The following is a 25305-nucleotide window of genomic DNA, read 5'->3' on the forward strand; positions in this document are numbered from 1 at the left end:
AACAGTGGACGCACAGCTGCCACATCCCCCGTACAGGGTGGGCCGGCCTCCCCGATGGTGGCCGATCCACAGCTACCGACCCCTGCCGGTGTCCGGCCCGGTCACGTAGGGTCGAGAAGGCAGACCTGACCGCCCGAGCCCCTGAGGAGTGGCCGTGCAGAAGATCGTCCCGAACCTGTGGTTCGACCGCAATGCGGAAGAAGCCGCCACGTTCTACACCTCCGTGTTCCCCGATGCGCGGATCGTCGACACCGTCCGCTACCCCACCGAGGGACTCCCCGACTTCCAGCAGGACTTCGCCGGCGAAGTGCTGACCGTCGAGTTCGAGCTGGCGGGCCAGCCGTTCACCGCGATCAACGGCGGCCCGGTGTTCTCCTTCACCCCGGCGAGCTCGTTCTTCGTCGGCTTCGACACCGGCAAGGACCCGCAGGCCCGCGAGCAGCTGGACGCCCTGTGGGCCGCCCTGGCCGACGGCGGTGAGGTCCTGATGCCACTCGGCGAGTACCCGTTCAGCCCGCACTACGGCTGGGTGCAGGACAGGTACGGGCTCAGCTGGCAACTGATGCTCGGCAACCCGGAGGGCGACTGGCGCCCGACCATCGTGCCGTGTCTGCTGTTCGGCGACACCGCGCAGAATCGCGCCGGCGAGGCTCTCGACTACTACCTGTCGGTCTTCCCCGACTCCCGCCGCGGCCAGCTGGTCCACTACCCGGAGACGACCGGTACGGCCGCGGCGGGAGCGGTGATGTACGGCGACGTCGAGCTGGCCGGGGTCTGGATCGCGGCGATGGACTCCAGCGCGCCGCAGCCCTCCACCTTCAACGAGGCCGTGTCGTACACGGTGACCTGCGCGGACCAGGCCGAGATCGACCGCTACTGGGCACAACTGTCGAAGGTCCCCGAGGCGGAGCAGTGCGGCTGGTGCAAGGACCAGTTCGGGGTCAGCTGGCAGATCATCCCGGCCGACATGGGCACGTTGATGGCCCGCCCGAACGCCTATCAGCACATGCTGGCGATGAAGAAGCTGGTGATCGACGCGTTCTGACCCGTACGGTCGGCCACTGCCCCGCCCATCGGCCGGATCGCCGGCTGGCGGGCGGGGCAGTGTAGGCTGAGACGAGGTGAGTCGGGAAGCCTGGTCGACGATTCCATAGGCCCATTCCCTGGAGTGACTCCGATGACTCGCCCTGCACGTCTTGCCCGCCCTGCAGTTCGTTCCCGCCGGAACGGTGTGTTCCCATCGCCGGCAAGCCTCGTCGAGACCTCACGGATCCTCGCTCTGCTGCGTCAGGAGACCGTCGGCGGCGGCCTGCTGGTCGCGATGGCGGCGCTGGCGCTGGTCTGGGCGAACTCACCGGCGGCCGGCAGCTACACCGGGCTGCGTGACCTCCGGGTCGGCTACCCACCGTGGCAGCTGGATCTGACCCTCGGGGCCTGGGCATCCGACGGTCTGCTGACGATCTTCTTCTTCCTCGTCGGCCTGGAGCTCAAGCGCGAGTTCGTCGCCGGAGACCTGCGTCGCTTCGGCACCGCCATCAAGCCGATCCTCGCGGCCGCCGGCGGCGTGGCGACGCCGGCGCTGGTCTACCTGGCCATCGCCGGGCGGGATCCCGGGCTGCGCCACGGCTGGGCGATCCCCACCGCGACCGATATCGCCTTCGCCGTGGCGGTACTCGCCCTGATCGGATCCCACCTGCCGAGTCCGCTGCGGATCTTCCTGCTCACCCTGGCTGTGGTCGACGACCTGATCGCGATCGGCATCATCGCGGTCGCCTACACCGACGCGATCCATCCGCTGCCGCTGCTGCTCGCCCTGGCAACGATCGGAGCGTACGGCCTGATCGCCCAGATGTTCCGGCGGTTCCTCGGCGACCATCCGGCGGCAGTCTGGCTCGTACTGTTGCCGATCGGCGCGGTCGCGTGGGCCTTCATGCATGCTTCCGGCATCCACCCCACCATCGCCGGCGTACTGCTCGGTTTCACCGTCCCGGTGCTGCACCACCGGCGCGACCGGGACTCGCTCACCGGGCCGGGACTGTCCGAACGGCTCGACCATCAGCTCCGGCCGCTGTCGACAGGGTTCGCGGTCCCACTGTTCGCCTTCTTCTCCGCCGGCGTCGCGGTCGGCGGACCCGACGGCTGGCGGGCGACGTTCACCGACCCGCTGACGATCGCGGTCGTGGCCGCACTGGTACTGGGCAAGCCCACGGGAATCGTCCTCACGACCTGGGTGCTGACCCGAGTGACCCGGGTCGAGCTCGATCCCAGCGTGCAGTGGGTGGATCTGATCGGCGTCGGACAGCTGGCCGGGATCGGTTTCACCGTCTCCCTGCTGGTCACCGAGCTCGCTTTCGACCCCGGCCAGACCGCGCACGACCACGCCAAGGTCGCGATCCTGGCCGCCTCCATCGTGTCGGCCGTCCTGGCCGCGGTGATCCTGGGCGACCGGAACCGCCACTACCGCAGGATCGAGGATGTCGGAAGCGACCGGGACGAGGACGCCTCCTCCGGGCCGGGCGAAGAGGCTCGCGCCGGTTCAGACGAACAGCGCCAGGGTCACGGTGAAGATCAGGGTGTCCTGGCAGACGTGGATGAGCCACGGGAATGACGGCGGCCGGCTCCGCGGGCGACGATCAGGGTGGTGGTGAACAGCACCAGGCAGACCGGCAGCCAGACGGCGCGTTCCAGCGGGCTGCGGGTGATCGCGTTGAGCACCACGGCGAGGCCCGCCAGGCCGACGATCCCCCAGGACGCGACGGGCAGGGCCGCGGCCGGCAGCGGCGCCCACACCCGCCAGCCGGCCCGGCGCAGCACGACCAGGCCGACGAGCGGCCAGACGATCGCCGCGACGGCACTGGAGACCCGCAGTTCACGAGGGAGCTCGGCGACGGCACCACCGTAGGCCGCCTGCCCCCACGGTGCGCCCAGCGCGAGCGCGAGCTGGAAGACCGCGGTCACGCCGGTCACCCCAGCCGCCACCACGGCGGCGCTGCGCACGGTCGGCGCCCCGGCCGGCCATGCCCGTACGGTCATCATCCGTTCCCTTCACGCGTCCGGGCCAGGTGGGCCCGGGCATTGTCGATCAACGTGTCCAGTTCCCGCTCCAGGGCGGCGACGTCGACACCCCGGTCGATGCCGTCGTCGTACGACTCCAACCCCTGCCAGGCAGTCGCCAGCAGCACGGCGCCCGCCTCGGTCAACGAGACCTGCACCGCGCGGGCGTCCTGGCCGCTCGGGGCCACCCGGACCAGGCCCCGTCCGGTCAGCGCGGTGATCCGCTGGGTGATCGAAGCCCGGGAGACGTCGAGGTTGTCGGCGATCTCGCGCTGGTTCGGGTGATCGAGGACCCCCACCATCAGCAGCACCACGAGCAGCGAGTAGCTGATGTCGTGATGCGTTCGCAGGTAGTGGTCGGCGGCCTTGTCGACCAGCACCGTGGCCTGGTGCAGTTTGAAGGCGAGGCTGTCGGAGATGGGGCTGCTGGGTTCGTCCGTCATACTGTTAAGTAGTTAACAGTATGGCCTGCGGTGGTGTCAACCCCGTCCGGAGCCCCTGCCGGTCTCCACGCCCCGCCGACAGATCCCCTACCTCCGCCTCACATCCTTCTCGTCCCAGGGCATGACGTCGGGCACAGACAACCCGACACAATTGGAGGTGTCGGCGACAGAAACGCCGGTCAGCGGGCTCGACCGTTCCGGTTCCGACGGCGACGGCCCGCGTCGGATCTCGGCTCCGGGAGGACGGATGGCGCTCGGATATCTCTTCGGTGCCCTGCCATGGGCAGTGGTGGGCCTGCTGCTCCTGTGGGCTCCGCGCCGGCCCCGGCCGCTCGCCGGGGCGGTGTTCCTGCTGAGCGTCGTCCTCGGAGAGTGGCCGGCATTCCCGCTGGGCTACCTCGCCGTGATGACCTGGGGACAGTGGCGCGACGAGTGGGTGCCCGGCGCCTGGCCGGGACTGGTCGTCACCGCGATCGGCGCCGCGGCCTTCCTCACGATCGCCGTCCGGAGCCAGTGGGCACCGGTCACGGTGATCCGAGCCCTGGACGCGGGCCTGGGGCCGGGGTGGGAGTCCCGGCTCGACCCCGCGGCGCGGGAACGCTGGCAGGACTACGCCCACCCGGGCCCGTGGCCCGGCCCCGATGCGGGGCGGCGGCTGCGGCTGTTCCTGCTGCCGTTCTGGCTGCTCAGTCCCCGGATCGAGCGCCTCCCCGACGTCCCGTACGGCATCGACGATCGGCGGCAACACCTGGACCTCTACCGCTCCCGCGACCAGGGCGCCGGAGCGTCCGTCCTGGTGTACTTCCACGGCGGTGGCTACACCGGCGGCTCGAAGCGGTGGGAGTCGCGGTGGCTGCTGCAGCAGTTCGCCCGACGGGGGTGGCTGGTGATCAGCGCCGACTACCGGGTCCGCCCGCGCTTCGGCATGGCCGACCACCTCGCCGACGCGAAGCGAGTGATCGCCTGGGCCCACGAGCACGCCGCCGAGCACGGGGGTGACCCGCGCCGGCTGTTCGTCGCAGGATCCTCGGCCGGAGCCCACCTGACCGCGATCTGCGCCCAGACCCCGAACGACCCGGCCCTCCAGCCCGGCTTCGAGGACGCCGACACGACCGTCGCCGGCGCGATCGGACTCTACGGCTACTACGGAGACCATGACGGTGACGGAGACCATGACGGCGACTCCCGGCTCGGCCCCGTGCCGTCCTCCCCACTGCGCGTCGCACCCGGGGCGGGGACCCCGCCGTTCCTCATCGTCCATGGTGACGACGACACCGCCACGCCGGTCGAGGGCGCTCGCGCGCTCACCCGGCACCTGCGCGCCGCGCACGTCCCCGTGGCGTACGTCGAACTGCCGGGCGCCAATCACGCCTTCGACGTGCTGCGCTCCGTACGCTTCGATGCGGTGGTGGCCGGAGCGGACGCCTTCACCGCCTGGGTGCTGGGCAGCGCGGACCCGGGGGCGAACCGCCGGACCGGCTCTGCGCGACGGGGCCGGCCGGACTGACCACCCGCCGTGGCAGCGGACTGCCGATGACGATCAGCCGGTCACGCGGGGGTGACGACGGAACCCTCGGCCGGGATCCCACTGTCGTGCTCGACGACCCGACCACCCCACGCCGGCCATTCCCGGAAATCCGCGAAGAGCAGCGGCACGCCCCGGGCCAGCCTGAGGTCGAGGGCGTCCATCACCTGCAGATGCAGGTGCGGCTGGGTGGAGTTGCCGGAGTTGCCGCACTGCCCCAGCGGCGCACCGGCCACCACCTCATCGCCCGGGCGTACCGTCAGCGAGCCGGCCCGCAGGTGGACCAGTGCGACGTACGTCCCGCTGTCCGGCTCGTGCAGGATGATGTGGTTGCCGGCGATCGCGTCGATCCCTTGGCCGACCCGGCGGGCCTGACCGAGGGCGTACGGGAGCAGCGCCAGTTGGGAGCGTCGGGCGGCGTGATCGGGCTCTCCGTCGTGTACGACCACCACCCGTCCGGCGATCGGGGCCAGGATCGGACGACCGAAGCCGACGAACCGCTCGGGCGGCTCGGTGGCGAGGATGGTCCGCCAGTCGCGGGTCCGGGCCGTACGGTCCGCCTCGTCGACCGCGACGAAGTCGATCGCATGACTCTCGCCGAACAGCTCACTGCCGTGACTGGGGACACGGCGGGCCGGGCTGTTGAGCGCCCGCCATCGTCCGGTGAACGGCAGCCGCAACGTGACACTGTTCACGTCGGCCAGCCTAATCAGCGATGGACGGTGGCGGAATCGGTCGGGCTCCGGGGGACCGGAACGCACGACTGACGGAGGCCCCTCTCAGCCCTCTCCAAATCCCCCTCACTCACTCCTTTACAACAATCAAATGTGGGCGGAGGATGGAGTCATGGCGACGTCTTCCAGGACGAGTGTCGGCGAGTGGCAGGAGCACCTGCATCGCGCGGGGTTGCGCGTGACCCCGGGCCGGCTGGCCACGCTCGCCCACCTGGAGGCCCATCCGCACAGCACGGTGGCCGAGATCCTCGCCGGACTGGCCGCGGCGTTCCCCACCCTGTCGGCGCAGTCGATCCACAACATCACCCACGACCTGGCCGCCGGCGGGTTGATCCGGCGGGTCGACCTGCCCGAATCCGGCAGCGCCCGCTACGAGACCCGGGTCCACGACAACCACCACCACATCCAGTGCGTGGTCTGCGGCCGGATCGAGGACGTCGACTGCGCAGTCGGCCATGCCCCCTGCCTCACCCCCTCGCAGACCCACGGGATGCGCGTCCTCGAGGCGCAGGTGACCTTCCGCGGGGTGTGCTCGGGGTGCGAGGGCGCGCTGGCCGACGCTGCGGCCGCCGACCGTACGCCTCCCGCCGACCCCGCATCCCCGGCCGACCCTGCGTCCCGCATGTCCGCCGCCGATCCCGGCGACCGCCCGAGAGTTCCCACCCTTCGCACGAAAGGTTGACAACGATGTCCGAGCTCGACCCGACCCCTCACCTGCCCTATCCCACGGAAGGCTCGGCCAACCCGTCGTGGTGGCCGCACCGCCTCAACCTCAAGATCCTGGCGAAGAACCCCCAGGAGGCCGACCCGCTGGGCCCCGACTTCGACTACAAGCAGGCCTTCCTCGGTCTCGACCTGACCGAGGTGAAGCAGGACCTCGCCCGGGTGCTCACCACCTCGCAGCCGTGGTGGCCGGCCGACTTCGGCAACTACGGCCCGCTGATCATCCGGATGGCCTGGCACAGCACCGGCACCTACCGCGTCTTCGACGGCCGCGGGGGTGGCGGCACCGGCCAGCAGCGGTTCGCCCCGCTGAACAGCTGGCCGGACAACATCAGCCTGGACAAGGCCCGGCGGCTGCTGTGGCCGGTGAAGCAGAAGTACGGGCGCGCCCTGTCCTGGGGAGACCTGATGGTCCTCGCCGGCAACGTCGCCCTGGAGATCATGGGGCTGAAGACGTTCGGCTTCGGCGGCGGCCGTCCCGACGTGTGGGAGCCCGACGACGACGTGTACTGGGGCGCCGAGCCCACCTGGCTGGCCGACGACCAGCGGTTCACCGGCCAGCGGGAGCTGGACAAGCCGCTGGCCGCGACCCACATGGGCCTGATCTACGTCAACCCGGAGGGCCCTGAGGGGGTGCCCGATCCGGTGGCCGCCGGCGCGGACATCCGGACCACCTTCTCCCGGATGGGGATGACCGACGAGGAGACGGTCGCACTGATCGCCGGCGGTCACACCTTCGGCAAGACCCACGGCGCCGCGCCGGACGCCGAGCACCTCGGCCCTGCCCCCGAGGCCGCCCCGCTGGAGCAGCAGGGCCTGGGGTGGAAGAACTCGTACGGCACCGGCGTCGGTGACGACACCATCACCAGCGGCATCGAGGTGACCTGGACCTACCACCCGACCCGCTGGGACGACGAGTTCCTGCACATCCTCTTCGCGTACGAGTGGGAGGTCGTCAGGGGACCGGGCGGCCACTACCACTGGAAGCCTCAGCAGGGCGGCGAGGACATGGTGCCGCTGGCCCACTCCGAGGGCCGCCGCGAGCCGCGGATGCTCACCACCGATATCGCACTGCGGGTGGATCCGGGCTTCGGGCCGATCGCCCGCCGGTTCAAGGACGACCAGCAGGCGTTCACCGAGGCGTTCGCCCGGGCCTGGTTCAAGCTCACCCACCGCGACATGGGTCCGAAGACCCGCTACCTCGGCGCCGAGGTGCCGGCGGAGGACCTGATCTGGCAGGACCCGCTGCCGGCGCGGGACTACCAGCTGATCGACGCCGCCGATGTGGTGACGCTGCGGCAGGCGGTGCTGGGGTCCGGGCTGAGCGTGGCCGACCTGGTGTCGACCGCCTGGGCCTCGGCCGCGTCCTTCCGGGGCAGCGACAAGCGCGGCGGTGCCAATGGCGCCCGGATCCGGCTGGCGCCGCAGCGCAACTGGGAGGTCAACCGCCCCGGTGAGCTCGGTCGGGTGCTGGCTGTCCTGGAGACGATCCAGCAGGACTTCAACACCGCCCAGGCGGAGCAGAACACCGGCAAGCAGGTGTCGCTGGCCGACCTGATCGTGCTGGCCGGCGACGTCGCGGTGGGCAAGGCGGCCGCCGACGCCGGCGTCGAGGTGGAGGTGCCCTTCACCCCGGGTCGTACGGATGCCGTGCAGGAGCAGACCGACGTCACGTCGGTCGGCTACCTGGAACCCAGCCACGACGGGTTCCGCAACTACCTCAAGGAGGGGGTGCACCGGCTGCCGGCCGAGCACCTGCTGGTCGACCGGGCCAATCTGCTGACCCTGACCGCCCCGGAGATGGCCGTGCTGGTCGGCGGCCTGCGGGTGCTCGGGGCGAACTGGGACGGCTCGTCGTACGGCGTGTTCACCCAGCGGCCGGGCGTCCTGACGAACGACTTCTTCGTCAACCTGCTCGATCTCAACACGGTCTGGGCCTCCGCGGACGAGGAGTCGACGACCTTCCGGGCCACCGACGCCGTGACCGGTGCGGCCACCTGGACCGGCACCCGGGTGGACCTGGTGTTCGGGGCGAACTCCGAGCTGCGGGCCGTCGCCGAGGTGTACGCCAGCGACGACGCCAAGGAGCAGTTCGTCCGCGACTTCGTCGCCGCCTGGGTGAAGGTGTCGGAGCTGGACCGGTTCGACCTGCGCTGATTCCACCCCGAACGGTTCACCCACCGAGCGCGTTCCACCACCTGCAGGCCTCGCCCGCGCCTTTGTGCTGGTAGTCAGCCACAATCGCGCGGGTGAGGCGCACCTGGAGCAGGGCGAGGCGGACCGGCCCTGCTATCGAGCCCCCGGGTGGACCCAGGTCACGCCGTCGAACCGGGCGAAGTCGCTGTCGTACGACACCAGGTCCACGCCGTGCTCGATCGCCAGCGCCGCCAGGTGAGCGTCCGTCACCAGGTTGCCGCGCAGGTCTCCCTCGGTCAGCAACCGGCCGAGGATCTCCCCGTGTCGGGCTCCCGCGCTCGGTACCCAGGCCTGGTCAGCCGCCAGCCAGTCGGTCACGTATCCCCAGGCCGCGGCCGCGTCGAGTGGTCGGGCGGTGACCCGTGGGTGGGTGATGATCCGCTGGAAGGCGACCAGCGAGATCCACGGGAGCCCGACTCTGGTGGCACCATTCAGCGCGCCCTCCAGCCAATCCCGCGCCTCGGCGTGAAAGCGACTGTCGGCGTCGACCGCATACAGGAGCACATTCGCGTCGACGATCACGCGTCGTCCTCGTCCAGAAGGTCGAGCACCTCGGCAATATTGGAGACATCGACGCGAAGACCCACATGGGCGGTCCGCTGAGTGAACGTCTTCCGCCGCGTGCCGGCCCGCTCCATGCCGGCCCGGGCCAACTGGTTCACCGCCTCGGCAAGGCCGAGGTGGCGCTCGCGGCGCAGCCGCTCGACGGCAGCGGCGACGTCGTCATCGAGTCTGATCGTCGTACGCATGGCGCAACTCTACATCGTGATGCGCTGACTACGGCATCACTGATGCCGCGCGCGGGACCCGGTAACACGCCGCCGGCGTCCGGGCCCCCACCCCGGACGACCGGAACGCACCGCAGGCGTATGATTCTGATTTGTCAGTACAAATCGTCGGAGCTGCTTCGGAGAAGACCCATGATCTGGTTGGCCGTGATGCTTGTCGCGGCGCTCATCGCGCTCGACAAGTCCCTCCTGCCCGGGGCCGCGATCCTCGGGATCGGCGCCCTCGCGAACATCATTCCCGCCAAGGAGGCCACCGGTGTCACCCTCGCCCTGATCATCATCGCCGACTGGACGGCGATCTGGGCGTTCCGGAAGAACGTCGACCGGAAGACGCTGCGCCGTCTGCTGCCGAACGTCGTCGTCGGGGTGGTCCTCGGTGCCGGCTTCCTCTTCGTCGCCGACGACACGGTGACCCGACGGGTGATCGGTGCCATCATCCTCGTCTTCGTCACCTGGAACGTCGCCCCGATGATCCGCCGCTACCTGCGGGAACGGACGAACGCCCGTACGGCCGCCGAGAACACCATCGCTGACAACACGGTCGCCGATCGTACGGACGGCGCCGACGCGGCCGGTCCGGACACCGGCGTCGCGACGGAGTACCTTACGGCGGCCGACAGCCCGTCCGGCACCGCGTCCACCGAGGTCGTGTCGGTCCCACCCACCGAGGTCACGCCCACCGAGACCGCCCTACCGGCCGCGGGGCCGCGGCGCACGAAGGGCATCCTCTTCGGGACCCTGGCCGGGTTCACCACCATGGTCGCCAACGCCGGCGGGCCGGTCACCTCGATGTACTTCATGACCGAGGGGTTCTCCGTCCGCCTCTTCCTCGGCACCACGGCCTGGTTCTACCTGATCATCAACCTGGTCAAACTGCCCTTCTCACTCGGTCTCGGCATGATCACCACCAGTTGGCTGCCGATGATCGCCGCCTCGATCCCGGTGATCATCGCCACCGTCGCCGTCGGGCGATGGGCCTCGGGACGGATCAACCGCTCCGTCTTCAACGTCCTGATCGTGATCCTCACCCTGGTGACCGGGGTGATGCTGCTCGTCTAGGTCGTCCGGTCGGGATCGGGCCCCGCTGAGCCTCAGCCGCCGAGGCGTCCCACCTCGCGGTCGAGCAGAGCCAGCGCCTCCCCGGTCTCTACAGCACCGACCAGGACGGCCTGGGTGATGCCGTGACTCAGCGCGATCAGCCGCACCGCATCGGATCGTGCCACGGCCGGGTCTCGGTCGCCGGGCAGGGCGATGACCAGCTCGGTGGCGGCGTCGAACCCGCCGGACAGGGCCTCGCGGACGATCGCCCCGATCTCCGGATCGGCCGTGGAGGCAGCCACGTACGTGTACCAGACAGCCGCGCCACGGCGGAAGGTCTCGGTGTCGGGGACGGGCTGGCGGACCAGGGAGGCCAGGCGGGCGGCGGCGTCCTGCCCCTGCCCGGCCGCGTACCACGCCTCCGACGACAGGGCGACGATGGTGCGCGCCCCCTCGAGCACCAGCTCCCGCATGGACCCGAAGTAGTGCTGGATCCTGCCGACCGACACCCCGGCCGCGTCGGCGACGGCCTGATAGCTCACCCCGGCGATGCCGCGCCGGTAGATCACCGACCACAGAGCCAGCACGATCTCCTGCCGACGCTGGGCGTGGTCGACGATCCTGGGCATACCTCCAGCGTAGTGGACCCCGAAGGTTTACAATACGAACGTATCGCAAAAGTGTGAGAGCGACCCCGTAGATCCGACCGCGGGGATCCGAGTCGCAAATAATCCCGACGATCCGATCCCGACGATCCCGACGATCCGACCACTGCCCGAGGGGGACCGATGGTGGACCGCAGCACCGCTCGACACCGCACCACCGGCGTGCAGCGCCGGTGGTGGCGACGACTCGCCCTGCTGGTCCTGCTCGGCTTCGCGCTCGGCGGCGCGACCGGCGCCGTCCGGACGCTGCTCGGTCCGCCCGGGGTGGGGCACTTCCGGTCCGAGCGCGGCCGCGCCGAGTATGCCGCGGCGTATGACGAGGCGATGTCCGCCCTGCCGCCACCGACCGCTGTCCACGACGTCGCGACCCGCTGGGGCACCGTGCGGGTGTACGAGTGGGCCCCACCGGGCTCCGCGGGGCGCACCCCGGTGGTCCTGTTGCCGGGGCGCAGCTCCGGCGTACCGATGTGGCAGGTGAATCTGCCGGGCTTCGCCGCGCAGCGCCGCATCCTCGCCCTCGACGCGTTGGGCGACGCAGGCATGTCGGTGCAGGGTGTGCCGCTGGCCTCGTTCGACGACATGGCCGTCTGGATCCACGAGGTCCTCACCCGGCTTGCCCCGGACGGTGCTCACGTGGTGGGGCACTCGTTCGGCGGGGCGACCGCGGCGGCGTACGCGCGGCAGTACCCGGACGACGTGGTGTCGCTGACCCTGCTGGAGCCGGTGTTCACCTTCGCCCGCCCTCCGGCGGACATGATGGGGTGGGCCGTGCTCGGTTCGTTTCCCGGCCTGCCGGACCCGGTGCGGGAGCTGGCCCTGGGCAGGATCGGCGGCGGGACGTACGACCCGGACGACCCGCTGGCCCGGATGATCGCCGAGGGCTCGAAGCACTACACGGCGGCGCTGCCGACCCCGAACCCGCTCACCGAGGACCAGGCCGCACGGTTGACCATGCCGGTGTACGTGGCGATCGCCTCGACCGACTCACTGGCCGGCGGGCGCCGCGCCGCCGACCGGGCGACCGCTGTGCTCCCCCACGGCATCGTCGAGACCTGGCCCGACACCACGCACTCCCTGCCGATGCAGGTGGCCGGCCCGCTCGAGGAGCGCCTGGAACGTCTGTGGGCCGAGCAGGAGGGATAGCGACCACCCGGCGACCGGTGGCGTGCCACGATGGAGGAACCTCGACAAGGAGCAACGTGATGGCGAAGAAGCGTTGGCAGGATCTCACCAAGGGACAGCAGGCGGCGATGCTGACGCTGGCCTCCGTCCAGCTCTCGCTGGCCGCGACGGCCTGGGCGGACCTGGCACGCCGCCCGGCCAACGCCGTGCGGGGCCGCAAGGGCGTCTGGGCCGCGGTGATCGCGATCAACTTCATCGGCCCGATCCTCTACTTCCTGCGCGGGCGCCGGGCCTGAGCCGCTCCCTCACGGTGCCCACCCTTGCCACCACTTGCTAGCCTGATCCCGTGACGCGCAAGCTCTACACTGGCCGACTCGTCGATGTCTCGTTCGACGGGGAGATCTGCCAGCACGCGGCGGAATGCGTCCGCGGGATGCCGGAGGTCTTCAACACCAGGGCCCGGCCGTGGATCAATCTCGAGCCGGCCGCGACCCCGGAGGGCGCCGCCCAGCTGATCGCGGTCGTCGGCCGCTGTCCCTCGGGCGCCCTGAAGATCGAACGCGGCGCGGAGCACGCCGCGGGCTGAACCACCGGTCGAGCCGCTCGGTCGCCCTTACCCCCCCGGTCGGCTCGATGCTCGGTGGACCGCTGCCACCGGTCGGGAGGAGAACGACGTGACCGAGCCCCTCACCCTCGCCGACCGGATCGACGCGGGCTTGCGGGCCCGCGCCCGGCCCGAGCGGGCGGTCGCCGAGAAGGCCTATCTCAAGAGCGCCCTGGAGCACTACGGCACCACGTTGCCGGCGGTCCGGACGACCGTACGCGAAGTGACCGGGCGGGATCCGCTGGACCATGACGTCCTGATCACCCTGGTCGAGGCGCTCTGGGCAGTCCCGGTCCACGAACGTCGGGCGGCCGCTGTGGAGGCGCTGGAGGCCTCCGTCGGCGTACTGCAGGCCGACGACCTCGCGCTGCTCGAGCGGCTGCTGCGAGAATCGGGCACCTGGGCGCTGGTGGACAACCTGGCGGCGTCGGTGGTCGGACCGCTCGTCGAGCGCAACCCGGCACTGGGCGTGGCCCTGGATCGCTGGGCCATCGACGACGACTTCTGGATCCGCCGCTCCGCCCTGCTGGCGCTGCTGATCCCGTTGCGCCGCGGTGACGGCGACTTCGACCGGTTCGCCCGCTACGCCGATGCCATGCTCGAGGAGAAGGAGTTCTTCATCCGCAAGGCGATCGGCTGGGTGCTCCGCGACACCGGACGCAAACGCCCGGACCTGGTGTTCGGATGGTTGCTCCCCCGCGCCGACCGCGCGTCCGGGGTGACCGTCCGGGAGGCGGTGAAACCGCTGAGCGAGGCGCAGCGCGACGCCATCGCGGCGGTCCGGCGACGCCCCGTCCGATCGGGCAGTTGATTCGCCTAGCCTGAAGTCATGCTCTTTCACGTCGACGCCATCCTGTTCGACATCGATGGCACCCTGGTGGATTCAACGGCTGCAGTGACCCGCACCTGGCGGACCTGGGCCGGTGTGCACGGCTTCGACGCGGAGGAGATCCTCCGGGTCTGTCACGGCCGGCGCAGCGAGGACACCGTCGCGGCGTTGCTTCCGGAGGAGCACCGCGCGGCGGCGGTGATCGAGCTGGAGCGGATGGAACTCTCCGACCTGAGTGACGTGATCGCGCTGCCGGCGACCCGTCGGCTGTTGACGGAGCTGCCGCCGAGCCGGTGGGCAGCGGTGACCTCCGGTTCGCGACGCCTCATGCTGGCGCGCCTCGCGACCGCCGGCCTGCCCGCCCCCGAGGTGCTGATCTCGGCGGAGGACGTGACGGTGGGCAAGCCCGACCCCGAGGGCTATCTACGCGCTGCCGGGGCTCTCGGCCGTGACGCCCGGCGCTGCCTGGTGATCGAGGACGCGCCGGCCGGGATCCGGGCCGGTCGAGCGGCGGGCGCCCGGGTGCTGGCCGTGGCGACGTCCCACCCGGCCGCGGGGCTCGCCGCCGCCGACGAGGTCATTGCCGACCTGACCGCCTGCCGCGTCGAGTCGACCGCTGAGGGTCTGGTCGTCCGGACGACCGACCAGGCCGACGGGACTCACCGGACGCCGACAGGGCTCACAGGACGGTGAAGCCGGCCGGCAGCGTGTCCCGACCGGTCATCGCCAGTACCAGCCGGATCCGCTGCTCGGCCGGCGCCATCGCTGCGCCGAGTTCGGCCGCCGGGATCGCGGCCTCGACCAGGGCCGGTGGGACCATCTGATCGGTGGCGCGGGCGAGGTCGATGCCGTGGACGGTGAGTTCGAAGGCACGGGTCGGCAGGTAGCCCTTCAGCCACATGGTGCCGAACGGGCTCTCGACCAGGCAGTCGTCGGGGGTGTCGTCGACCAGGGGGATGATGCGAGCCGCGATCGCGCGGACCGCGGCCACCGGGTCGGCACCGAGGGCGACGCCTTCCTGCCGTCCCCGCTCCGCCACCCCCTGCGGATCCGCCGACGTGGCCCGGACGGCGATGAAGTAGTCGGCGGCCGCGGGCAACTCCGGCGGGGTCGTCAGCTCGGATCGGAGGTAGGACTCGATGGTCACGAAGGCCCGCGCCGAATGCCCCAGGAGGGAGCGTACGTCCCACTCCCCCAGTCCGGGGTCACCGAGGACGGATCGATCGATCCCCTCGACGACCTGCAGGAATCCCGCCGCGGCGGTAGTGAACCAAGTCCGAGCATCCATGGCCCCCAGTCAAGCACCGCGTGGGCCGGGCCCGACGCGTCGACATGCGAGCGGGGGAGCGTACCGCCCGCGTACGCCGGCATCCCGCCGGCGGTCGGCCGAGAAATGCACCCTCACTCAGGGGTGAGCTGGTCGCTCGTCCCAGTGGAGGTCCTCCCAGAGTTCCGGCCGTCGGGTGAGTTCGATCAGATGTCGACCGAGCCTGGGATATTCCTCGCCCGCCACAGCGGCACCCCACAACGGGGCGGCACTGACCCCGTCAGCGGAGGAGACGACCAGTGCGAGGACTTCCGGTGACAGGCCATCGGCACCGAGTTCGGCCTGGAGATCACGAGCGTCCGCACGAGCGAGTTCAGCGACCTCCGGGATGACCATCAACTGGATCATCACCGCGATCGCGTCCCGCGCCTCCTCCTCGGCCGGTGCGAACAGTGTCCGGAGATATGCCCGGGCCAGGCCACCGGGCATCGTGTCCTGCGGATCGAGATGGGCCTCGATCGATGCCCGGAAAGACGCCAACAGGTCCCGTACCAGCTCCAGGATGAGTTCTTCCTTGCTCGGGAAGTGGTAGAGCAGGCCCCCTTTCGACACCCCGGCCTGGCGGGCAATGTCGTCGAGGGAGACGTGCACCCCTTTCGTCCGGATCGCGACCGCGGCCGCCGTCAGCACAGCCCGGCGCGTGTCATCGGCCGACCGGCCAGTGGTCCGTCCCATGGATCTCTCCTCCTGTCCTCCGGTCTCCGGTCTCCGGTCTCCGGTCTCCGGACTCCGGACTCCGGACTCCGGACAACGCTAGCGGTCCGCCTCCCGTACGGACGGTATGAGACACCAGGCGACGACCGCCGCCCCGAACGTACACACGGCGGCGACCACCGTCGTGGACTGCATGGCGGTGACGAACGCCTCCCGTGCAGCATCTGCGAGGGCGGAGCCCGGGTCCAGGACGCTCAGCGCCGACCCCAACGAATCACGGACCCGGGCCTCGGTCTCCGGATCGAGGCCGGCCGGGATGGCCTGCCCCACCGCCCGGCGGTAGGTGCCCGACAACAGGGACCCCAGCACGGCGATACCGAGCACCACGCCGAGTTCCTGAGCGGTCTCGGTGATCGCGGAGACCGCTCCGGCCTTGTCCGGCGGGGCCGCCGACACGATCGCATCACCGGTCAGCGTGGTGGCCAACCCGACCCCGAAGCCGATCAGCGCCAAGCACACGGCCAACCACAGATAGCCCTTGGCCACCTCCGCGACCGCGATCAGCCCCAGCCCGGCCGCGCCCATCGCCATCCCCAACGCGATAGCACGCCCGCGTCCCAGCCTGTCGAGCAGGAACCCGATCAGGACCACGACGACGACCGAGGCGATCGTCGCGGGTAGCTCGGCCAGTCCCGCCTGCAGGGGAGTGAATCCGCGCGCGAACTGCAGGTACTGGGAGAAGAAGAACATCAGGCCGCTCAGCGCGAAAATCGCGATCACGTTGGCCCCCACTGCGCCGGAGAAGGCGGGACGTCGGAAGAGGTCGACGTCCAGCATCGGGTCAGTCAACCGCCGTTGGCGCCGGACGAACAGCACGCCACTCCCCAGTCCGATCACGCTGCAGACCACGATCAGCGGGGTGAGCCCGGAGGCCACCACGTGAGTGATGGCGTAGACGATCGGCACGATCGCGCCCATCGACAGCGCCGCGGAGGCGATGTCGAAACGGCCCGGGTCCGGATCGCGGGACTCCGGGAGCAGGATCAGACCCGACACCAGCACCAGCACCATCACCGGGACGTTGATGAGGAACACCGACCCCCACCAGAAGTGCTCCAGCAGGACCCCTCCCACCAACGGTCCGATGGCCGATCCGGCACCGAAGGCCATCGACCAGATGGCGATCGCCCTGGTGCGCTCGGCGTCGTCGGGGAACATGTTGCGGATGAGCGACAGGGTCGACGGCATCAGGGTCGCGCCGGCCATGCCGAGCAACAGCCGTGCCACGATCAACATCTCGGCAGACGTCGAGAACGCAGCAACCAGCGAGGCAAGGCCGAAGGCGACTGATCCGACCAGCAGCACCCGCTTGCGGCCGAACCTGTCCGCGAGATTGCCCATCAGCACCAGCGACCCGGCCAAGGCCAGCGAGTAGCTGTCGCCGACCCAGAGCACCTGCTCCGCCGACGGGGCGAGAGCCTCAATGAGCGCAGGCACCGCCAGCGAGAGCACCGTCCCGTCGATCGCCAGCAGCAGCACGGCGGCACCGAGGACGGCCAAGGCCGCCCAACGGCGGCGATCGGGCGGCCGCTGAACAGGCAGGACGGCCGGCGGCGCAGGGGAGGAAGACCAGGTCACCCGTTTTACTGTACCGTCCAGTCGGTATAATTCAATGGACGCTACTGCCGCACGTCACCAGGCTACCCCATCACCCTCCAGGACCGCGGTCAGCCGGCGCATCGTGGTCAGGGCGTGCCGCAGGTCGACCAGGCCGACCTGGGAGCCGATCCGATCGGCCCAGGGATGCTGCGCGACGGAGATCTGCCGGATCGCCCAGTAGCCGGCCTCGGTGCAGGCGAGCAGATGGGCACGCCGATGGGCCGGATTGGGCCGGTACTCGGCCAGCCCGCGGCGTACGAGCAGGTCGGCCACCCGGCGGACCCCCTGCCGGGACACCCCCATCCGACGACCGATGTCTGCCAGGGTGCGCGGCTGGTCGAGCACCCCGCCGAGGACCTGCCACCAGGCCGCGGTGATCCCGCCGGCGGCGGCCAACTCCTGGGCGGCCTCCATCAGCCGGGCGTTGAGCCGGAAGGTGGCCAGGATGAGCTGGGTGAGAGCCTCTCCCGCCGGCGATTCCAGGGCCGGCTCCGGCCAGCGGTCCCTGGGTGGTGGTATCTCGACTGCCCCGACCGCCTCGGCCACCTCGACTGCCCCGGTCACCTCGGCCACCTCAGTGCGACCCTCGGGACGGTCCGACATCACCGGGCCGCGGCGGCCTGCATCAACACACCAAAGGCCGCCGGATCACCCTCGTGGAAGAGATCTTCGTACGCCTGCAGGATCTCCTCCGGAGCCAGGCCGAGGCGCCCGAGCGTCGCCCGGGCGAACTGGACCGGCGACTGCGGTCCGGCGGTGATCAGGTCGCCATCGCTGACCGCCCGGGCCGACACATAGTGATCCGCGCCGTGATAGCCCGGCAGGGCAGCCAGATACTCGGCAGCCGCGCTGGTGTGATCCCGGTGGTCGAGCAGTCCGGCGCCGGCAAGCCCGGCGGTCGCACCGCAGATCGCTGCCACCGGAACGTGAGCCGCAAGGAACGTTGCGGCCACCTCCACCCAGGGTCGACCACCACCGAGGTCCCACATCGCGGCGCCGGCGAGCACCAGCAGGTCGGCATCGGTCGGGTCGAGGCCCGCCAGAGCCAGGTCGGGGACCATCCGCACCCCACCCATAGTGATGATCGGGTCCATGGTCTCGGCGACGGTGACGATCCGCCAGGGGATCCCGGTGAACCGTCCGGTGTGCAGTTCGACCAGGAGATAACCGGTCTCCCAGTCCGCCAGGGTGTCGTAGAGGGCGACGTACGCGGTGCGAGTCATGACAACATGATTACATATCGACAACACATTGTCATACTTCCGAAGTTCATCTCACCCCAGCAACACCCCAGCCCCGAAAGAACCGTGACCGACCGGTACCCAGCTGAAACACTTTATTTTCACGCTGATAATAATTGCCCACAAGAATCAGACCATCGCACGGCGTTCGCCACGAAACGCCCGGGAAACCTGATCAGGGGGCATGATGTCGGCACGCAACGAGTCCAGGGACCGACCGGCCCGAGACTGCGTACGCAACCTCGGGCCGACGTCCGGCGACGACCGCCGGACGCTCGGTCCCAGCCCCTTCCCGACGACGGTTTCCCGCCACGACGTTCGGAGGGTCCTATTCATGACTGTCACACCATTCCGCGCCAGAGTGCTCTCGGCTGCCGCACTCCTGACGGCGAGCTCACTACTCCTCGCCGGATGTGCTTCCGGCTCGGCCGCCGGCAAGCAGACCATCACCATCTTCGACTGGGGTGGCCCCACCGGGACCGGCTACGAGGCGAACAACATCCGTGCGTTGTACACCCCCTGCGCCACTGCGCTCGGCGTGGACTTCCAGGTCGACGAGCCGATGGACTACTCCAAGATCCGTACGGCGGTCTCCTCAGGGAACGTGCCGTGGGATGTCATGAACGTCCAGAACGACTTCGGGGTCAGCCCCGAGGAGCTCTCCCCCATCGACTTCTCCATCGTGACCAAGGACAAGTTCTCCGGAAGCTATGCGCAGCAGTACCGTGTCGGCTCCGACACCCAAGCGACCGTGTTCACCTACAACACCACGACGTTCGGGTCCGGCTTCACCTCGGTGCAGGACTTCTTCGACACCACGACCTACCCGGGCAAGCGGGCGGTCCCGAAGAGCCTGTTCGCCGGACTGCTCGAGATGGCTCTGCTGGCCGACGGAGTCCCCGCCGACCACCTCTACCCCCTTGACCTCGACCGGGCATTCGCGAAGTTGGACACCATCAAGGGAGACCTCGTCTTCTGGGACACCGGTGCGACCTCCCAGAGCCTGATCGCCAGTGGTGAAGTCGTCGCCGCCCTAGTCTGGCTGAACCGAGCGGACGATGCGATCAACAACGACCACGCACCGTTCGAGGTGTACTTCGACCAGTGGATCCAGACCGACGACTACTGGGTCGTCCCGAAGGGTGCCAAGAACCCCGAGCTGGCCAACCGCTTCATCGAATGCATCACCGACCCGGCCAAGCAGGTGGACTGGTCCAATGCCATCGTCTTCGGACCGACGACCAAGGACGCGCTGGCCAGCCCCGACCTGAAGGAGAACAAGCGACGCCCGACCAGCCACATGGAGGGTCAGGTGAAGGTCGATGACACCTGGTGGTCCGACAACTACAAGAGCATCGCCGAGCGCTGGAACGCCTGGATGACGGCGTGATGGGGGAATGAGACGCCCATGACCACGACAACCATCGTCGCCGTTCCGACCGGAGCCAGACGAGGCGCCACCGCAGCAGCCCGTCCCGCCTCCGTCGGCAGCGCCCTGCTGCTGCTCCCGGCGCTGCTGCTCCTGCTCGTCCTGTTCGTGGGACCACTGGTCCTGATGGCCTTCGAGTCCTTCCGCGACGGCATCGGCACCTACGGGACGATCTTCACCTCGGTCTCGAACCGCAGAGTCTTCGCCAACACGCTCGAGACCGCGGTGGCCACCACGCTGGTGTGCCTGCTGCTGGGGTATCCGTACGCGTACGCGCTGCTGCGCACCGGCAGGCGCCTGCGCACCGTGCTGACGGCCTGCGTGCTGATGCCGTTCTGGGTCAGCGTGCTCACCCGTACCTTCGCCTGGGTGGGCTTGCTCCAAGACACCGGCGTGATCAACTCGTTCCTGCTCGCCCGGGGATGGATCGCCGAGCCGCTCGCGATGATCCGGACCCCGTGGGGAGTCCTGATCGGCATGGTGCAGGTGTTGCTGCCGTACATGGTGATCTCCCTGATGAACAGCATGTCGACGATCGACGACCAGTTGCTGCGCGCCGCCTACAGCCTCGGCGCAAACCCCTGGCAACGATTCCGGAAGGTGTTCCTGCCGCTGTCCGCCTCCGGGATCTGGGCCGGCTGCACGCTGGTGTTCGTCCTGTCACTCGGCTTCTACATCACGCCGTCGATGCTCGGCGCGCCGAGCAACATGATGGTCGCCGAGCTCCTGGTCCAGGAGACCCAGAAGATCGGCACAGTCCGGGCCAGCGCCATCGGGCTGATCCTCCTGGCGGGGATGCTGCTCTGCCTCGCCTTCTTCCGCGGACTGCGCGGCCTGCCGGCCCTGGTGCGGGAGCGTCGGTCATGAGCACCGCGACTCTCCCTCACGCCACGTGGCGGGCTCGGCTCCGACGTCCCCGGCTCCAGCTGCGGCACCTCCTGCTCGGGGCATTCGTCGGACTCGTCGTGCTGTATCTCATCCTGCCGACCCTGTTCATCATTCCGATGTCGCTGAACAGCAGCCCGAGCCTCGGCACCCTGAAGGACGGGTGGACCCTGCGGTGGTATCTCACCCTCGCCCAGGACCCGGTCTGGCGGAAGACCGCCTCGATCAGTCTCCAGGTCGGACTGGCATCGACCGCCCTGGCCACCGTCGTCGGCACCGCCTTCACCCTGGGCCTGGTCCGCCTGTCCCCCCGGATCCGGGCGTTCCTGCAAGGACTGTCCCTGGCCCCGCTGGCCATCCCCCCGGTCATCCTCGGGATCGGGCTCTACATCCTGTTCCTGAACCTCGACCTCTACCGCACCATGGCGAGCTTCATCCTCGCCCACGCGGTCCTCGCGCTTCCCTTCGTGGTCGTGTCCGTGTCGGCCTCGCTGTCGGAGTTCGATCCCAACCAGGAAAGGGCAGCCCTCGTCATCGGCGCCACACCACTGCAGACCTTCCGGCGCGTGGTGCTGCCCCAGATCGCACCGGGCATCATCGCCGGAGCCCTCTTCGGATTCGTCAGTTCGTGGGACGAAGTCGTCGTCTCGACCTTCCTGGTCTCGCCCGGGATGAAGACCCTGCCGGTCGAGATGTGGACCCAGTCCCGCACCACCCTCACCCCCGTGCTCGCGGCGCTCAGCACCGTGCTCATGGTGATCTCGACGATGCTGCTGCTGGTGATCAGCAGGCTGCAGTCTCGCGGAAAGGACCAGTGACATGACCATCACCACCACCCTCGAGGAGAGCGCCGCCGAGGTCGCCCCTGCCCCGTACGACGGCCCCGCACTCGAGCTCACCGCGGTCTCCCGCTCCTTCGGCACCACTGCAGCCGTGGAGAACGTGTCCTTCGCCCTCGAACAGGGCACCTTCCTCACCATGCTGGGGCCTTCGGGATCGGGCAAGTCGACGACCCTGAACATGATCGCGGGCTTCCTCGAGCCGACCTCCGGGACGATCCGGCTGCGCGGCCGCGACATCGTCGGCCTGCAGCCCTACCGCCGAGGCATCGGCATGGTGTTCCAGAACTACTCCCTGTTCCCCCACCTGAGCGTCGTCCGCAATGTCTCCTTCCCGCTCGAGGTCCGCGGCGTCCCGCGCCGCCAGGCGGAGAAGCGAGCGATCGACGCCCTCGAGGTCGTCGACCTGGAAGCCAGGGCGAAGGCCATGCCGCGGGAGCTGTCGGGCGGCCAGCAGCAGCGCGTCGCGCTGGCCCGCTCCATCGTCTTCGAGCCCGACCTGCTGCTGATGGACGAGCCACTGGGCGCTCTGGACCGACGGTTGCGCGAGGAGATGCAGGTGAGCATCAAGCACATCGCGGACCGCCTCAACTCCACCATCGTCTTCGTCACCCACGACCAGGAGGAAGCGCTGGTGATGAGCGATCTGATCGCCATCTACAACCATGGCCGGATCGAACAGCTGGGCACCGCTCAGCAGCTCTACGAGAACCCCGCCTCGATCTTCGTGGCCGACTTCGTCGGCGAATCGAACATCATCGAGGGCACCGTGACCGCGGACGGGCTGATGATCGGCGACACGCTCTTCCCGCTGTCCACCCGCCGATCGGCGACGACCTTCGCCCCCGGAGACCGGGCCGCGGTCGTCGTACGCCCCGAGCTGGCCACCCTGCGCAGCACGCATTCCACCATGCAGTCGGCCCCGGTGCACGGACGGGAGGTCCCCGGGGTGGTCACCGAGGTCCTCTACCTCGGTACCGCCTACCGCTATTTCGTCCGCACTGATCTGGGATTCGACATCGAGGTCCGCGTTCGTGCGCACCTTCCGGAGGCCCGGACCTGCAAGGGCGACCGGGTCCACGTCTCCTGGGCCGTCGACGACGTCTCCACGGTGGCCGCATCGTGACCGAGGACGCGGACCGGACCCTGCTGGCGCGGCGGCAACGAGCCCTCGGACCCGCCTACCGGTTGTTCTACCGGCAGCCCCTGCACGTCGTGCGTGGCGAAGGGATGCACCTCTTCGACGCCGACGGCGAGGAATACCTCGACGCCTACAACAACGTTCCCTGCGTCGGGCACTCCCACCCGCGGGTGATCGAGGCGGTCGACGCGCAGATGCGCCGGGTCAACACCAACACCCGGTACCTGCAGGACGGCGTCGTCGACTACGCCGAACGCCTCCTGGCGACGCTGCCAGCGGCCATCGGTCGACTGATGCTCACGTGCTCGGGATCGGAGGCGAACGATCTGGCCCTGCGAGTCGCCACCTCTGTCACCGGCCACCAGGGAATCATCGTCACCGCCAACGCCTACCACGGAGTCACCCAGGCCGTCGCAGCCATCTCCCCGTCGCTGGGGGAAGGCGTGGGTCTCGGTGCCCATGTCCGGACGATCCCCACGCCGGATCTGTGGCGCAGCGGGCTGGCCACGGAGGCGTTCACCGAGGCCATGGTGCACCACGTGCGGGACGCAGCAGCGGACCTGATCCGCCACGGGCACGGTGTCGCCGCGTTGGTGGTCGATGCGGTGTTCTCCTCGGACGGGGTGCACTCCGACCCCACCGGTTGGCTGACACCGGCGGCCGAGGTGGTGCGCAGCCTGGGCGGGCTGTACGTCGCGGACGAGGTGCAGGCCGGGTTCGGTCGGCTCGGCGAGGGAATGTGGGGTTTCGACCGGCACGGGGTCGTCCCCGACATCGTCACGATGGGCAAGCCCATGGGCAACGGTTTCCCGATCGCGGCGGCGGCCTTCCGGCCGGAGCTGCTGGAGGACTTCGGACGCCGCAGCCGCTACTTCAACACCTTCGGCGGCAACTCGGTGAGTGTCGCTGCCGCGGGAGCTGTCCTCGACGTCATCGAAGACGACGGTCTGATCACCCATGCCGCCGAGGTCGGAGCGGGGCTGCGCGCCGGCCTGGACGAGATCGCGAACGCCTGCGGGCAGGTGGGAGGCGTACGGGGCACGGGGCTGTTCTATGGTCTGGATCTGGTCACCGACCCCGGATCGACCACGCCCGACCCAGGACTCGCGTCCGCCGTCGTCGACGGGCTACGGGAACGACACGTACTGATCGGCTCCTCCGGACCCGCCGGCAATGTCCTCAAGATCCGGCCCCCGCTGGTCTGCACCGCCGGCGATGCGACGCGACTGCTGGACGAACTCGCCGCGGTGCTGGGGCGAGCGCGATGACGACCGAGACCCCTTCCCTCCTCGACCGGGTCCTCGCCGCGTCGGCTGTCGGGACCCGGGAGCGGTCCGTCGACCCGGACCTGGTCGCAGCGATCGTACGCGACGAGTTCGGCCTGGCAGGGACCCTGCAGCGGATCGCGACGGAGAAGGACGACACCTTCGTGCTCGGCCGGGCCGGCGGCGCGGAGGGACGCCAGCTGGTGAAGGTCTCCTCCTCCTACGAGGATCCGCTGACCGTGGACCTCCAGTCCGTCGCCCTGGACCATGCAGCAGCGCACGACCCGACGCTGCCCCTCCCCCGACTGCGACGTGCCCGGCACGGGGCCACCATGATCGCGGTGGGCGGCGGATGCGGACCCCACCCGCGACTCCTCCGGGTGCTCAGTTACCTGGAGGGCGAACCGATCGGGCAACGGACGCCGACACCGGACCAGGCCCGACTGCTGGGCAGCAGCCTGGCCCGGCTGTCGCTGGCCCTGCGCGGGTTGGAGCATCGCGGTGCCGACCGGCTGCTCATCTGGGACCTGCAGAATCTCGCGCAGCTACGTCCACTGCTGACCTACGTGGACCGGCCGGAGCTGCGAACCCTCGTCGAACGGGTCCTCGACATCTTCGACAGTGACGTCGCCCCGCTGCTGCCCAGCGCCGAGCACCAGGTGCTGCACGGTGACTTCAACCGGTTCAACGTCCTGGTCGACGGGGCGGCCCCGCAGTACGTCACCGGCATCATCGACTTCGGCGACGTGACGCGTACGGCGGTCGCACTGGATCTCGCCGTGGCCGCTGGGTCCTTCCTGACCGCGCAGGAAGACCCGTGGCGGGACGTGCTCGCACTGGTCGACGGTTACCTGGAGGTCCGACCCCTCACCGAGGCTGATCTCGACATCGTCGCCGGCGCGGCACCGGCACGGGTGGCTCTGCGGGTCCTCGTGACGGCATACCAGCGCGCCACGGACCCGGAGCGGGCCGCGTACCTGCGCTCGCACGGCCATGACGATCTCGCTCGACTGCGTGCGCTCGCACGCATCGAGCCGAACGGGATCCGGCACCGTCTCCAGCGCCTGATGGAACGTCACCGGACCGTCCTGCGGCGGAACGAGCCGCAATGACAGCGGACGTGGCCCCCAGGCTGGCGCCCGCG

The 25305-nt window shown here is 69.8% G+C and carries 28 protein-coding genes; 17 read left to right on the forward strand and 11 right to left on the reverse strand.

What is annotated here, in order from left to right:
- Positions 1 to 154: 154 nt before the first annotated feature.
- Together R0145_RS10985 and nhaA are read left to right on the forward strand one after the other, a co-directional pair.
- Positions 155 to 1045 carry a VOC family protein gene (locus R0145_RS10985; protein ID WP_317836884.1) on the forward strand — a complete coding sequence of 297 codons (891 nt, stop codon included), beginning with the start codon at positions 155 to 157 and terminating at the stop codon, positions 1043 to 1045.
- 186 nt (positions 1046 to 1231) lie between these two features.
- Entirely contained in the window at positions 1232 to 2608 is a 1377-nt protein-coding gene (gene nhaA / locus R0145_RS10990) for a Na+/H+ antiporter NhaA (protein WP_317836885.1), read from the forward strand.
- On the opposite strand, the gene R0145_RS10995 is transcribed toward nhaA, so the two are convergent.
- Both R0145_RS10995 and R0145_RS11000 read right to left on the reverse strand, forming a co-directional pair.
- Positions 2569 to 3033 carry a hypothetical protein gene (locus R0145_RS10995; RefSeq protein WP_317836886.1) on the reverse strand — a complete coding sequence of 155 codons (465 nt, stop codon included), beginning with the start codon at positions 3031 to 3033 and terminating at the stop codon, positions 2569 to 2571. The genes nhaA and R0145_RS10995 overlap by 40 nt on opposite strands.
- Positions 3033 to 3497, reverse strand: a complete 465-nt coding sequence (locus tag R0145_RS11000) for a MarR family transcriptional regulator (RefSeq protein ID WP_317836887.1) — start codon at positions 3495 to 3497, stop codon at positions 3033 to 3035. The genes R0145_RS10995 and R0145_RS11000 overlap by 1 nt, the downstream gene beginning before the upstream one ends.
- Positions 3498 to 3744: 247 nt before the next feature.
- Between R0145_RS11000 and R0145_RS11005 the strand changes: the two genes are divergently transcribed.
- The gene (locus R0145_RS11005) at positions 3745 to 5004 is read left to right on the forward strand and encodes an alpha/beta hydrolase (protein ID WP_317836888.1); all 1260 of its coding nucleotides are present in this window, start codon (positions 3745 to 3747) and stop codon (positions 5002 to 5004) included.
- 41 nt (positions 5005 to 5045) lie between these two features.
- Here the strand turns inward: R0145_RS11005 and R0145_RS11010 are convergent, their stop codons facing one another.
- A complete protein-coding gene (locus tag R0145_RS11010; protein ID WP_317836889.1) occupies positions 5046 to 5717 on the reverse strand; it encodes a M23 family metallopeptidase in 672 nt (223 codons plus the stop codon).
- Positions 5718 to 5868: 151 nt separating this feature from the next.
- Here R0145_RS11010 and R0145_RS11015 point away from each other — a divergent pair, with 151 nt between their 5' ends.
- Entirely contained in the window at positions 5869 to 6438 is a 570-nt protein-coding gene (locus R0145_RS11015; protein ID WP_317836890.1) for a Fur family transcriptional regulator, read from the forward strand.
- A gap of 5 nt (positions 6439 to 6443) precedes the next feature.
- Positions 6444 to 8636, forward strand: a complete 2193-nt coding sequence (katG, locus tag R0145_RS11020) for a catalase/peroxidase HPI (RefSeq protein ID WP_317836891.1) — start codon at positions 6444 to 6446, stop codon at positions 8634 to 8636.
- A 132-nt stretch (positions 8637 to 8768) separates the two neighbouring features.
- Here the strand turns inward: katG and R0145_RS11025 are convergent, their stop codons facing one another.
- Entirely contained in the window at positions 8769 to 9197 is a 429-nt protein-coding gene (locus tag R0145_RS11025; protein WP_317836892.1) for a type II toxin-antitoxin system VapC family toxin, read from the reverse strand.
- Positions 9194 to 9424: a ribbon-helix-helix protein, CopG family gene (locus R0145_RS11030; protein ID WP_317836893.1), complete on the reverse strand. Its 231-nt coding sequence runs from the start codon at positions 9422 to 9424 to the stop codon at positions 9194 to 9196. The genes R0145_RS11025 and R0145_RS11030 overlap by 4 nt, the downstream gene beginning before the upstream one ends.
- 171 nt (positions 9425 to 9595) lie before the next feature.
- On the opposite strand from R0145_RS11030, the gene R0145_RS11035 reads away from it, so the two are divergent.
- On the forward strand, positions 9596 to 10522 hold the full coding sequence (locus tag R0145_RS11035; protein WP_317836895.1) for a sulfite exporter TauE/SafE family protein: 927 nt from the start codon (positions 9596 to 9598) through the stop codon (positions 10520 to 10522).
- A gap of 32 nt (positions 10523 to 10554) precedes the next feature.
- On the opposite strand, the gene R0145_RS11040 is transcribed toward R0145_RS11035, so the two are convergent.
- Entirely contained in the window at positions 10555 to 11130 is a 576-nt protein-coding gene (locus tag R0145_RS11040) for a TetR/AcrR family transcriptional regulator (RefSeq protein ID WP_317836896.1), read from the reverse strand.
- A gap of 159 nt (positions 11131 to 11289) precedes the next feature.
- On the opposite strand from R0145_RS11040, the gene R0145_RS11045 reads away from it, so the two are divergent.
- From R0145_RS11045 to R0145_RS11065, 5 genes are all read left to right on the forward strand, one after another.
- Entirely contained in the window at positions 11290 to 12309 is a 1020-nt protein-coding gene (locus R0145_RS11045; protein ID WP_317836897.1) for an alpha/beta fold hydrolase, read from the forward strand.
- A 59-nt stretch (positions 12310 to 12368) separates the two neighbouring features.
- Positions 12369 to 12584: a PLD nuclease N-terminal domain-containing protein gene (locus tag R0145_RS11050; RefSeq protein ID WP_317836898.1), complete on the forward strand. Its 216-nt coding sequence runs from the start codon at positions 12369 to 12371 to the stop codon at positions 12582 to 12584.
- Positions 12585 to 12634: 50 nt separating this feature from the next.
- Positions 12635 to 12874: a (4Fe-4S)-binding protein gene (locus R0145_RS11055; RefSeq protein WP_317836899.1), complete on the forward strand. Its 240-nt coding sequence runs from the start codon at positions 12635 to 12637 to the stop codon at positions 12872 to 12874.
- Between the two features lie 88 nt (positions 12875 to 12962).
- On the forward strand, positions 12963 to 13703 hold the full coding sequence (locus tag R0145_RS11060) for a DNA alkylation repair protein (protein ID WP_317836900.1): 741 nt from the start codon (positions 12963 to 12965) through the stop codon (positions 13701 to 13703).
- A gap of 18 nt (positions 13704 to 13721) precedes the next feature.
- Positions 13722 to 14414: an HAD-IA family hydrolase gene (locus tag R0145_RS11065; protein ID WP_317836901.1), complete on the forward strand. Its 693-nt coding sequence runs from the start codon at positions 13722 to 13724 to the stop codon at positions 14412 to 14414.
- Here the strand turns inward: R0145_RS11065 and R0145_RS11070 are convergent.
- The 5 genes from R0145_RS11070 to R0145_RS11090 all read right to left on the reverse strand — a co-directional run bounded on the left by R0145_RS11070 (position 14401) and on the right by R0145_RS11090 (position 18584).
- Positions 14401 to 15009: a maleylpyruvate isomerase N-terminal domain-containing protein gene (locus tag R0145_RS11070; RefSeq protein WP_317836902.1), complete on the reverse strand. Its 609-nt coding sequence runs from the start codon at positions 15007 to 15009 to the stop codon at positions 14401 to 14403. The two genes, R0145_RS11065 and R0145_RS11070, sit on opposite strands and share 14 nt — an antisense overlap.
- Before the next feature lie 117 nt (positions 15010 to 15126).
- Positions 15127 to 15723, reverse strand: coding sequence for a TetR/AcrR family transcriptional regulator (locus R0145_RS11075; protein ID WP_317836903.1), 597 nt, complete (start codon positions 15721 to 15723; stop codon positions 15127 to 15129).
- 78 nt (positions 15724 to 15801) lie between these two features.
- Positions 15802 to 17340 carry an MFS transporter gene (locus R0145_RS11080; protein WP_317836904.1) on the reverse strand — a complete coding sequence of 513 codons (1539 nt, stop codon included), beginning with the start codon at positions 17338 to 17340 and terminating at the stop codon, positions 15802 to 15804.
- Between the two features lie 54 nt (positions 17341 to 17394).
- A complete protein-coding gene (locus tag R0145_RS11085; protein ID WP_317836905.1) occupies positions 17395 to 17925 on the reverse strand; it encodes a MarR family transcriptional regulator in 531 nt (176 codons plus the stop codon).
- 38 nt (positions 17926 to 17963) lie between these two features.
- Positions 17964 to 18584 (reverse strand): DJ-1/PfpI family protein, encoded by a 621-nt coding sequence (locus R0145_RS11090; RefSeq protein WP_317836906.1) that lies wholly within the window; start codon positions 18582 to 18584, stop codon positions 17964 to 17966.
- Positions 18585 to 18936: 352 nt separating this feature from the next.
- Here R0145_RS11090 and R0145_RS11095 point away from each other — a divergent pair, with 352 nt between their 5' ends.
- From R0145_RS11095 to R0145_RS11120, 6 genes are read left to right on the forward strand one after another with little or no spacing between them, the layout of a single operon-like run.
- Positions 18937 to 19992: an extracellular solute-binding protein gene (locus tag R0145_RS11095; protein ID WP_317836907.1), complete on the forward strand. Its 1056-nt coding sequence runs from the start codon at positions 18937 to 18939 to the stop codon at positions 19990 to 19992.
- 18 nt (positions 19993 to 20010) lie between these two features.
- Positions 20011 to 20898: an ABC transporter permease gene (locus tag R0145_RS11100; protein WP_317836908.1), complete on the forward strand. Its 888-nt coding sequence runs from the start codon at positions 20011 to 20013 to the stop codon at positions 20896 to 20898.
- Positions 20895 to 21734 (forward strand): ABC transporter permease, encoded by an 840-nt coding sequence (locus R0145_RS11105; RefSeq protein WP_317836909.1) that lies wholly within the window; start codon positions 20895 to 20897, stop codon positions 21732 to 21734. The genes R0145_RS11100 and R0145_RS11105 overlap by 4 nt, the downstream gene beginning before the upstream one ends.
- 1 nt (position 21735) lies before the next feature.
- Entirely contained in the window at positions 21736 to 22881 is a 1146-nt protein-coding gene (locus R0145_RS11110) for an ABC transporter ATP-binding protein (RefSeq protein ID WP_317836910.1), read from the forward strand.
- Positions 22878 to 24164 (forward strand): aspartate aminotransferase family protein, encoded by a 1287-nt coding sequence (locus R0145_RS11115; protein ID WP_317836911.1) that lies wholly within the window; start codon positions 22878 to 22880, stop codon positions 24162 to 24164. The genes R0145_RS11110 and R0145_RS11115 overlap by 4 nt, the downstream gene beginning before the upstream one ends.
- Positions 24161 to 25273, forward strand: a complete 1113-nt coding sequence (locus R0145_RS11120; protein ID WP_317836912.1) for a phosphotransferase — start codon at positions 24161 to 24163, stop codon at positions 25271 to 25273. Before R0145_RS11115 ends, R0145_RS11120 begins: the two co-directional genes overlap by 4 nt.
- Positions 25274 to 25305 lie beyond the last annotated feature (32 nt).

It is taken from the genome of Raineyella sp. W15-4 (assembly GCF_033170155.1).
GTDB lineage: Bacteria > Actinomycetota > Actinomycetes > Propionibacteriales > Propionibacteriaceae > Raineyella.

Excerpts from the sequence above, each read along its gene's own strand:
- R0145_RS11105 (WP_317836909.1), top strand. The coding sequence starts at position 20,895 with ATGAGCACCGCGACTCTCCCTCACGCCACGTGGCGGGCTCGGCTCCGA.
- R0145_RS11030 (WP_317836893.1), bottom strand. The coding sequence starts at position 9,424 with ATGCGTACGACGATCAGACTCGATGACGACGTCGCCGCTGCCGTCGAG.
- R0145_RS11065 (WP_317836901.1), top strand. The coding sequence starts at position 13,722 with ATGCTCTTTCACGTCGACGCCATCCTGTTCGACATCGATGGCACCCTG.
- R0145_RS11100 (WP_317836908.1), top strand. The coding sequence starts at position 20,011 with ATGACCACGACAACCATCGTCGCCGTTCCGACCGGAGCCAGACGAGGC.
- R0145_RS11045 (WP_317836897.1), top strand. The coding sequence starts at position 11,290 with ATGGTGGACCGCAGCACCGCTCGACACCGCACCACCGGCGTGCAGCGC.
- R0145_RS11095 (WP_317836907.1), top strand. The coding sequence starts at position 18,937 with ATGACTGTCACACCATTCCGCGCCAGAGTGCTCTCGGCTGCCGCACTC.
- R0145_RS11110 (WP_317836910.1), top strand. The coding sequence starts at position 21,736 with ATGACCATCACCACCACCCTCGAGGAGAGCGCCGCCGAGGTCGCCCCT.
- R0145_RS11070 (WP_317836902.1), bottom strand. The coding sequence starts at position 15,009 with ATGGATGCTCGGACTTGGTTCACTACCGCCGCGGCGGGATTCCTGCAG.
- R0145_RS11000 (WP_317836887.1), bottom strand. The coding sequence starts at position 3,497 with ATGACGGACGAACCCAGCAGCCCCATCTCCGACAGCCTCGCCTTCAAA.
- R0145_RS11120 (WP_317836912.1), top strand. The coding sequence starts at position 24,161 with ATGACGACCGAGACCCCTTCCCTCCTCGACCGGGTCCTCGCCGCGTCG.
- R0145_RS11035 (WP_317836895.1), top strand. The coding sequence starts at position 9,596 with ATGATCTGGTTGGCCGTGATGCTTGTCGCGGCGCTCATCGCGCTCGAC.
- R0145_RS11015 (WP_317836890.1), top strand. The coding sequence starts at position 5,869 with ATGGCGACGTCTTCCAGGACGAGTGTCGGCGAGTGGCAGGAGCACCTG.
- R0145_RS10995 (WP_317836886.1), bottom strand. The coding sequence starts at position 3,033 with ATGACCGTACGGGCATGGCCGGCCGGGGCGCCGACCGTGCGCAGCGCC.
- katG (WP_317836891.1), top strand. The coding sequence starts at position 6,444 with ATGTCCGAGCTCGACCCGACCCCTCACCTGCCCTATCCCACGGAAGGC.
- R0145_RS11090 (WP_317836906.1), bottom strand. The coding sequence starts at position 18,584 with ATGACTCGCACCGCGTACGTCGCCCTCTACGACACCCTGGCGGACTGG.
- R0145_RS11075 (WP_317836903.1), bottom strand. The coding sequence starts at position 15,723 with ATGGGACGGACCACTGGCCGGTCGGCCGATGACACGCGCCGGGCTGTG.
- R0145_RS11050 (WP_317836898.1), top strand. The coding sequence starts at position 12,369 with ATGGCGAAGAAGCGTTGGCAGGATCTCACCAAGGGACAGCAGGCGGCG.
- R0145_RS11040 (WP_317836896.1), bottom strand. The coding sequence starts at position 11,130 with ATGCCCAGGATCGTCGACCACGCCCAGCGTCGGCAGGAGATCGTGCTG.
- R0145_RS11005 (WP_317836888.1), top strand. The coding sequence starts at position 3,745 with ATGGCGCTCGGATATCTCTTCGGTGCCCTGCCATGGGCAGTGGTGGGC.